5 protein-coding genes and 1 pseudogene are annotated in these 8,020 nt (G+C 75.8%); 3 read left to right on the top strand and 3 right to left on the bottom strand.

The window, feature by feature from the left end:
* Positions 1-850 (top strand): annotated as a pseudogene (locus ACFWZ5_RS17495) (hypothetical protein); the annotation flags it as partial.
* Positions 851-883: 33 nt separating this feature from the next.
* Here ACFWZ5_RS17495 and ACFWZ5_RS17490 read toward each other — a convergent pair.
* Complete coding sequence (locus ACFWZ5_RS17490; RefSeq protein ID WP_384798373.1) at positions 884-2,014, bottom strand: acyl-CoA dehydrogenase family protein; 1,131 nt, start codon at positions 2,012-2,014, stop codon at positions 884-886.
* Between the two features lie 310 nt (positions 2,015-2,324).
* Between ACFWZ5_RS17490 and ACFWZ5_RS17485 the strand changes: the two genes are divergently transcribed.
* Positions 2,325-4,211, top strand: a complete 1,887-nt coding sequence (locus ACFWZ5_RS17485; RefSeq protein ID WP_384798359.1) for a CoA transferase — start codon at positions 2,325-2,327, stop codon at positions 4,209-4,211.
* A gap of 323 nt (positions 4,212-4,534) precedes the next feature.
* Positions 4,535-6,190, top strand: coding sequence for a class I adenylate-forming enzyme family protein (locus tag ACFWZ5_RS17480; protein WP_384798361.1), 1,656 nt, complete (start codon positions 4,535-4,537; stop codon positions 6,188-6,190).
* A gap of 95 nt (positions 6,191-6,285) precedes the next feature.
* On the opposite strand, the gene ACFWZ5_RS17475 is transcribed toward ACFWZ5_RS17480, so the two are convergent.
* Both ACFWZ5_RS17475 and ACFWZ5_RS17470 read right to left on the bottom strand, forming a co-directional pair.
* The gene (locus ACFWZ5_RS17475; protein ID WP_384798364.1) at positions 6,286-7,116 is read right to left on the bottom strand and encodes a metal ABC transporter solute-binding protein, Zn/Mn family; all 831 of its coding nucleotides are present in this window, start codon (positions 7,114-7,116) and stop codon (positions 6,286-6,288) included.
* Positions 7,050-7,979 (bottom strand): metal ABC transporter permease, encoded by a 930-nt coding sequence (locus ACFWZ5_RS17470; RefSeq protein WP_384798367.1) that lies wholly within the window; start codon positions 7,977-7,979, stop codon positions 7,050-7,052. The genes ACFWZ5_RS17475 and ACFWZ5_RS17470 overlap by 67 nt, the downstream gene beginning before the upstream one ends.
* Positions 7,980-8,020: the final 41 nt, after the last annotated feature.

Genomic DNA, 8,020 nt, shown 5'->3' with positions numbered 1-8,020 from the left:
GACCACCCCCGAGCCGCCGGGCCCTGGCACCAGCGCGTCGCCGCGGCCGGACGCCGACGTACGGCCGCACGCGCATGGTGCCCCGTCACTGCGCCCCGGAGCGGTCGCCGCGTCCCTGCGGTCGGACATCGAAGCTCACCCCCACCGGACCACCCCCGAGCCGCCGGGCCCTGGCACCAGCGCGTCGCCGCGGCCGGACGCCCCCGTACCACCGCACACGCACGGTGCCCCATCGCCGCACCTCGGCCTCGTCACCGCCTCGCCGTGGCCCGACGCCGACGCGCACCCGTCGCAGCACCCCACCACCCCACAGCCGCCCCCCGGACCTACCGCGCCCCTACCCCCGGACGCCGCCGACGCCCGCCCCCACCCTGCCGCCGCCCGTCAGCACCGCAGCACCACCCCGCACCACGCCACTACCCCGCACCCGCTCCAACCCCCCACCCCCTGGCATCCCCACCACCTGACCCGAGCGGCTCTCCGGCTAGGCGCGCCCCTCACCCCCGCCGCCCCCGCGAGGCCCCTCGTGCCGTTTGCCGACGAGGGCGCCCCCGATGGGCCGTTGGACACGTCGGCCGCTGCGATCGAAGCCGTTGCGTTGCTCAAGCTGGGGGTGTTGCCCGGTGTGGCGGGCGAGGCGTGTGTGCGGCGTGGGGTCGCGGTGTTGCGGCGGCTGGTGAGCGCGCATCTGACGGGGGAGGGCGAACGGCGGCCCGCCGGGATGCTGGTCGACGGCTGTCATGACGCCGTGGCCGGTACCGCCGTCCGCCATGAGCTGGTGTGGGGTGACTTCTTCCTGGCCCTCGGCCTGGCCCTGCTCACGGGCCTGGTGGACCCGCAAGACGTGTAGGGCGGACAGGCCCTAGGGCGTAGAGGCCGCGGGCTACGCCTCGTACGTGTCCAGGACCCGCCGCGCCACCGACGTGATGTGCAGCTCGTCCGGGCCGTCGAGGATCCGCGCCGCGCGCCCCGTGCGCAGCAGCGCGGGCAGCGCCGTGTCGGGGCCGAGCCCGGCCGCGCCGTGGACCTGGACCGCCGCGTCCACGACCTGCTCCAGGGCGCGCGCCGCCGCGACCTTGGCGAGGCCCACCTCGACGTGCGCGTCCTCGCCCGCGGCGAGCCGCGCCACCGCCTCGTGCACGACGGGGCGGGCCGTCCGCAGGGCCAGGAGGGACTCGAAGACATGGCGCTGCACCAGCTGGTGGCCGCGCAGCGGGCCGCGTGAGCCGCCGCGCGACACGGCCCGCAGGGCCAGCAGGTCGAAGGCCCGCTGGGCCTGCCCCAGCCACCGCAGCGCGCGCAGCGTCCGGCCGAGCTTGAGCCGGTCGCCCGCGACGGCGAGCCCCGCGCCGCGCTCGCCGAGCAAGTGGTCGCCGGGTACGTGGACGTCGTCGAGCGCGATCTCCCACTGGCCGCTCGCGCCGAGGACGGGCAGTTCGCGTACGACACGGAAGCCGGGCGAGCTCGTCGGCACCACGAACAGGGACAGACCGGAGCGGTCCGGCGGCGCCCCGTCCGTGCGGGCGAGCACGGTCACCAGGTCGGCGTGCGCGGCACCCGACGTGAACCACTTGCGGCCGCTGACGACCCAGCTCCCGTCGGCCCGCGGCGTCGCCGTGGTCGCGGTGAGGTACGGGTCCGTGCCGGGCACGTCCGGCTCGGTCATCGCGTAACAGGCGCGCAGTTCGCCCGCCACGAGGCGGGCGGGATACGCGGCGCGGACCCGCGCGCTGCCGTGCCGCCACAGCGTCAGGACGTCCAGGAGCGGGGCCGAGCCGAGCGCGGCGGGACCGTGGTCGCTGGCGCCCTCGGTCTCCGCGAGCGCGGCGTAGGACGCCAAGTCGAGTCCCTGTCCGCCCAGTTCGGCGGGGAGCGGCAGCGCCCACAGGCCCTGCGCCCTCGCCCGCGCCTGGAGCGCCCGCAGCGCGTCGTCGGCGGCGGGCCCGCCCGCGTCCAGGACGGCTTCCTGCGGCACCACGTGGTCGCGTACGAAGGCGGCGACGCGGGCCCGCAGTTGGGCGGGGTCGGACCGCGCGGGTCCGGATGCGGCTCCGTCAGCGTGCGCGGTTCCGTCAGCGCGCGCGGTTCCATCAGCGTGGGCGGCCCCGTCACCGCAGGCCGTCCTGTCGGCGTCGCCCAGCCCCGTCACTTCGTCCACCGCGTCCACCCTGTCCACCGCTTCCTTCCGTTCCCCGGGAACCCGCGGGCCCGGGCGCCCGACTGTCTCTCAAGGAACTGGTCGGGCGCCGACGGCCCTGGGTTCCCGCCTTCGGAACGACCCCGGTGCCGGCTGCCGCCCCGCCGGGAGAGGAGACACGACGTACATGACGGACACAGCGTCACCAGCTCTCACCGCACAGGCCGCCCCACAGGCCACGACCCGCCCCACCGCCCGGCCCTTGGAAGCGTTGCGCTGCGACGTCGCCGGGCCGCCCGCGCTGACCGGACTCGTCGCCGAGCACCTGCGGCTCCTGGGCGCCGAGACGCGCCACCGGGCGGACACGGGCGACCACGGCCGCGTCACCCTCGACGGCGGCGGCTTCGGGCCCCTCGCGGCGCACCTCCACTGGGCGGACCCGACGGTCACCGCGTCGCGCGACGCTGTGAGCACCGAACCGCCCTCCGGCGCCGCGAGCGCCGGCGGCATCCACGACGAGGCCACCGCCCAGGCCGCCACCGGCGTGATGTCCGTGCACGGCCGCCGCGACGGCGCCCCGCGCGGCATCGCCGCCGACTACACCGCCACCGCCGCGGGCGTCCTCGCCGTACAGGGACTGCTCGCCGGACTGCTCGCCCAGGCCCGCGGCGGCACGCCGACAGGCGGCACGGCGGAGCGGGCGACGACGGTGACGACCAGCGCCGCCCGCGCCGGACTCCTCGCCGTCTCGCAGTACCTCGCTGCCACCGGCGCCGACGAGGGCGAAGCGGCCACGCTTGCCCCGGGCGGGCCGCCGTTCACGTCCGCCGACGGCATCCTCTTCGAGCTGGAGACCCTCGACCCGGGCGACTGGGCGGCGTTCTGGCGGGCCCTCGACGCCCCCGCGGACGCGATCCGCGCCGGCTGGCGCCCCTTCCAGTTCCGGTACGCCACCGCCTGCGCGCCCTTCCCCGACGCCCTGCACACCACCACCCGCGGCGCGGCCTGGGGCCGGATCCGGGAGGCGGCCGCCGCGTCCGGCGCCGAGGTGTGCGCGCTGTGGACGCTGGAGCGGCGCGCCGCCGAGCACGACGGGGCGCCGCCGTGGACGCTCACCCCGCACGGCCCCGTCGCCGCCACCCGCGCCCACCAACACCCGGCCCTTGAACGGCCGTTGGCGGGGCTCACCGTCCTGGAGGCGGGCCGCCGCATCCAGGCCCCGCTCGCCGCGCACCTGCTGCGGCTGCTCGGCGCCGACGTCGTGCGGATCGAGCCGCCGGGCGGCGACCCGCTGCGCGGCATGCCGCCCGCGTGCGACGGGATCTCCGCGCGCTGGCTCGCGCTGAACCGCGGCAAGAGCGCCGTCGAGGTGGACATCAAGTCCCCGTCCGGGCGCCGCCGCCTGCGCGAACTCGCCGCGGGCGCCGATGTGTTCCTGCACAACTGGGCGCCCGGCAAGGCCGCCCAGCTTGGCCTCGACGCGGCCGACCTCGCGGCCGTCAACCCCGGCCTCGTGTACGCGTACACGAGCGGCTGGGCGGACCGGATCGACGGCGCGCCCATGGGCACCGACTTCATGGTGCAGGCGCGGACCGGGGTCGGCGAGGCGGTGCGGGCCGCGGACGAGCCGCCCGCGCCCTCCCTGATGACGCTGCTCGACGTCCTCGGCGGGCTGCTCGGCGCGGAGGCCGTGCTCGCGGGGCTGCTGCTGCGGGAGCGTACCGGGGGGCGGGGTGTGCGGGTCGACTCCTCGCTGTTGGGGGCCGCGGACGCGCTCACGGCGCCTGCGCTGCGGGGCGGCGGGGGGCGGCGGCCTGCCGGGTTCCGGCGGCCGTTGCGTGCGGCTGACGGGTGGGTTGCTGTGGCCGATGCCTGTGCGGGGGCTGCGGCTGCGTACGACGTCAGTGGGCTGGGCACGGGGGACGCGGTGCGGCTGCTGCGTTCGCACGGGTTGGCGGTGACCGAGGTCACCGGTGACCTGGCGGCGCTGCACGTCGATCCGCGCTTTCCTGCCGTGGTCGGCCGGGACGTCCATGGCGCGCCGACGGTCCCGGATCCGTGGAGCTTTCGGTGAGTCCCGGCTGGGAGCTCCCCACTGCATCCATCAGCGCGCTCCGCGCGCGGGCGCCCCTTCCCGAAACTAGGGGCTCCGCCCCTAGGACCCCTTCTTTCCGCGCTGCGCGCTCGTCCTCAAACGTCGGACGGGCTAGAAGCTTCGCCGGCCGGGCGAGGTGGTTCCAGCCCGCCCGGCGTTTGAGGGCGAGGCGCGCAGCGCCGATAAGCGGGGTCCCAGGGGCGGCAGCCCCTGGTTTCGGTGAAGGGGCGGGACTGGGGCGCCCCGCGAAGGCCCCCACCCACCCGCACCACCCCAAACAAGAACCAACCCAAGGAGCCCCCATGTCCCTCCCCCTCCCCGATCTCCTCCCGGTCGCCCTCCGCCGCTCCTGGGCGGTGGACGGCACCTGCCCCGACCTCGACCTGTACAGCCTGTTCCGGTCACGCCAGATCAGCGATCTGCACCGGACGGCCGTCCTCGACGGGAAGGGCAAGCTCTGCTACACGGCCCTGGACCGCAAGGTCCGATGTCTGGCCGTCGGGCTCAGAGCGCTCGGCACAGGCCCCGGCGACGTCGTCGGCGTACAACTGCCCAACAACCGCAACGCGGTGATCGCGGACCTCGCCCTCGCCGCCCTCGGCGCGATCGCCCTGCCGTTCCCGGTAGGCCGCGGCACCGCGGAGGCCACGAGCCTGCTCGCCCGCGCCGAGGCGACCGCCGTCATCGCCGCCGCCGAACACCGCGGCGCCCACCCGGCCGCGGCCCTGGCGGAGGCCACCGTGCCGGGGCTCCGGCACGTCATCGCGGTCGGCCCCGGACCGGTCCCCGAACGCGCCGTCGCCTACGCGGAGTTGCTGCGCAGCGACCCGGCCGCGTTCGTCGCCGAGCGGCCCGACCCGGACGGCCCGGCCCGGATCCTCGTCTCGTCCGGCTCCGAGGCGGAGCCGAAGATGGTCGCGTACTCCCACAACGCGCTCGCCGGCGGGCGCGGCAACTTCTTCGCCTCGCTGATGCCCGACCCGTCGGCGCCGCCGCGCTGTCTGTTCCTGGTGCCGCTCGCCTCGGCGTTCGGCTCCAACGGCACCGCCGTCGCGCTCGCCCGGCACGGCGGCACCCTCGTCCTGCTCGACCACTTCACGCCCGAGGCCGCGATCGCCGCGATCCGCGAGCACGAGCCGACCCACGTCCTCGGCGTGCCGACGATGGCGCGCATGATCCTGGACCGCCTGGAGGCCGACGGCGAGAAGCTGCCCGCGCCGACGGCGCTCGTGCTCGGCGGCTCCCCGCTCGACGCCACCACGGCCGAGCGCGCCCGCCGCGTCCTCGGCTGCGCGGTCGTGAACCTGTACGGCTCCGCGGACGGCGTCAACTGCCACACGGGGCTCGACGGCCACCCGGAAGCGGGGGACGCCGAGGGCGCGGGCGGCATCGTCGCCGGTCGCCCCGACCCGCGCGTCGCCGACATCCGCGTCGCCGACCCGGCCACCCACGCACCGCTGCCGGACGGCACGGTCGGCGAGATCGTCGCGCGCGGCCCGATGACCCCGCTGTGCTACGTCGGAGCCCCCGAGCTCGACGCCCGCTACCGCACCCACGACGGCTGGGTCCGCACCGGCGACCTGGGCCTGATCGACGCGGACGGCGTCCTGCACGTCGTCGGCCGCCTCAAGGACGTGGTGATCCGCGGCGGCGCCAACATCAGCCCGGCGGAGGTGGAACGGGAGCTCAGCGCCCATCCGTCGATACGGGACGTGGTGTGCGTCGGCGTACCGGACCCGGTGATGGGGGAGCGGCTCGCGGCCTGCGTGGTCCAGGGCGCGGCGGACGGCGGGGCGCTGACCCTCGACGCCCTCGGCGAGCACCTCACGCGGCGCGGCCTCGACCGCGGCAAGCACCCCGAACGGCTGCTGATCGTCGAGGAGTTGCCCCTGACCCCGGCGGGCAAGCCGGACCGCGCGGCGCTGCGGGAGCGGGCCGCGGCGGCCGTGACCGCTTGAGACGGACGTGACGTGACCGCCTGACACGGACGTACGGACGTGAGGGGGAGACGGGCCCTGGCCCGTCTCCCCCTCACACGTGCCTATGCCTACGCCTACGCCTTCTTCTTCATCGCCTTCTTCAGCTGCGCCGCCGCGTCCCGGTACACCGGCAGCAGATCCAGGTCGTCCCCCGGATAGTTGGCGATCTTCAGCTGCTCGGCGCCGGAGCCGGGCAGCACCGTGCCGGTCGACATGTGGGCGTTGTCGAGCACAAGGGCGGGCTTCTTCCCGGACAGTTCGGCGACCTGGGAGGCCTTGACGGGCTCCGGGCCGTACGTGCCGACGGTCCGCGCGCCCGCCATGCGCGCCGACCAGGTCGTGAACACCTGGCTGACCACGGCCGGGCTCTTCCCGCCGGGCCAGGACGACTTGAGGTCGGCGGACAGCTTCGCGTACTCGCGGTCGAAGGACGTCTTCCAGCGCGCCGCCGCGGACTCGGTGCCGAAAAGACCGCCGAGCCGGGTCACCTCGCGGCCCGCCTTGTCCGCGTCGTTGTCCAGGTTCACCTTGACGAGCTCGGCCTTCGAACCGGCCGCGTCCTTGATCTTCCCGGCGTACGGCTCGAACGGCGCGTAGAGCACGAAGTCGGCCTTGGCGACCGCCGCGAGGTCGGAGGGCTTGGGGTCGTAGTCCGGCGCGTGGTGCGTGGACGGCGGGACCAGGACGGTGACGTCCTTCGCGCCCGCGGCCTTCGCGAACGCGCCCTCCCACGTGGTCGTGGCGACGACGACGGGGCCGTCCTTCTTGCCGCCGGAGCCCTTGCCGGAGTCGGACGAGTCGTCGGAGCACCCGGTGGCCGTCCACGCGAGGGCGGCGCTCAGTGCGACGACGACCCCGACGCGGGAGGTGCGGGCTGACGGGGTGCGGACGCAGGTGCGCGCCATGGGGTGAGGCTCCGTTCGGTGAGGAAGGTGCGGAAGGGGAGTGAGGTGAGGAAGGGGACGAGGTGGACGGCGAGGACGACGGCCCCCGCCATCAGGACGAGGACGGGCCCTGGGGGCCAGTCCAGCCAGAGGGCGAGCAGGAAGCCCGAGGTGTTCACGGCGACGCCGATGGCGACGGCCCACAGGGCGATGGTGGTGAGGCGGTTGCCGAGCCGCCGCGCGGCGAGGGCGGGGAGGAGGGTGAGCGCGTCGACGAGCAGCGCGCCCGTGAGCTTGATCGCACCGGCCACCGCGACGGCGACCAGGACGAGCAGGACGAGCGTGAGGCGGCCGACGGGCACGCCCGAACACTGGGCGAGCTCACGGTCGTACAGCAGCAGCGCGAGGTCGCGCCGCCGCCAGAGGAACAGCGCGGGGACGACGACGGCGAGCACGCCGACGACGACCAGGTCCGCCTCGCCGACGGACAGGATCGACCCCCACAACAGCGCGAACGCGCCGGAGGCGTTCACCCCCGAGACCGAGAGGACGAGCAGCGCGGCCGCGATGGCCATGCTCATGAGCAGGCCCATCGCCCCCGAAAGCCCGTCCGGTGTGCGCGCGAGCGGCGCGACCCCCGCACCGGCGAGCGCGCACGCCACGAGCGCGCAGAGCATCGGGTCGAGGCCGGTGAGCAGGCCGACGGCGATGCCGAGCAGGGCGACGTGCATCATCGCGAAGCGGACCGGCATGATGTCGAGGCCGACGATCACCACCCCGACGATGGGCAGGCCGACGGCCGCGAGCAGCAGCGCGAAGCCGGCCCGCCGCACGGGTTCGAGCTCCAGCATCAGCCCGAGGTCGGCCGTGGCGAGAAGGGTCATGAGCGCGCCTCCGCTGATCCTTGCCGGGGGCTCTCCAATCC

Source organism: Streptomyces sp. NPDC059003, from assembly GCF_042740445.1.
In the GTDB taxonomy this organism is placed as follows: Bacteria; Actinomycetota; Actinomycetes; order Streptomycetales; family Streptomycetaceae; genus Streptomyces.
Note: the sequence above shows the minus strand (reverse complement) of the source record. Positions and strands in the feature narration are given on the sequence as shown.

Bases quoted from the DNA above. Each gene is read 5' to 3' on its own strand.
- ACFWZ5_RS17485 (WP_384798359.1), top strand. From the start codon at position 2,325: ATGACGGACACAGCGTCACCAGCTCTCACCGCACAGGCCGCCCCACAG.
- ACFWZ5_RS17480 (WP_384798361.1), top strand. From the start codon at position 4,535: ATGTCCCTCCCCCTCCCCGATCTCCTCCCGGTCGCCCTCCGCCGCTCC.
- ACFWZ5_RS17475 (WP_384798364.1), bottom strand. From the start codon at position 7,116: ATGGCGCGCACCTGCGTCCGCACCCCGTCAGCCCGCACCTCCCGCGTC.
- ACFWZ5_RS17470 (WP_384798367.1), bottom strand. From the start codon at position 7,979: ATGACCCTTCTCGCCACGGCCGACCTCGGGCTGATGCTGGAGCTCGAA.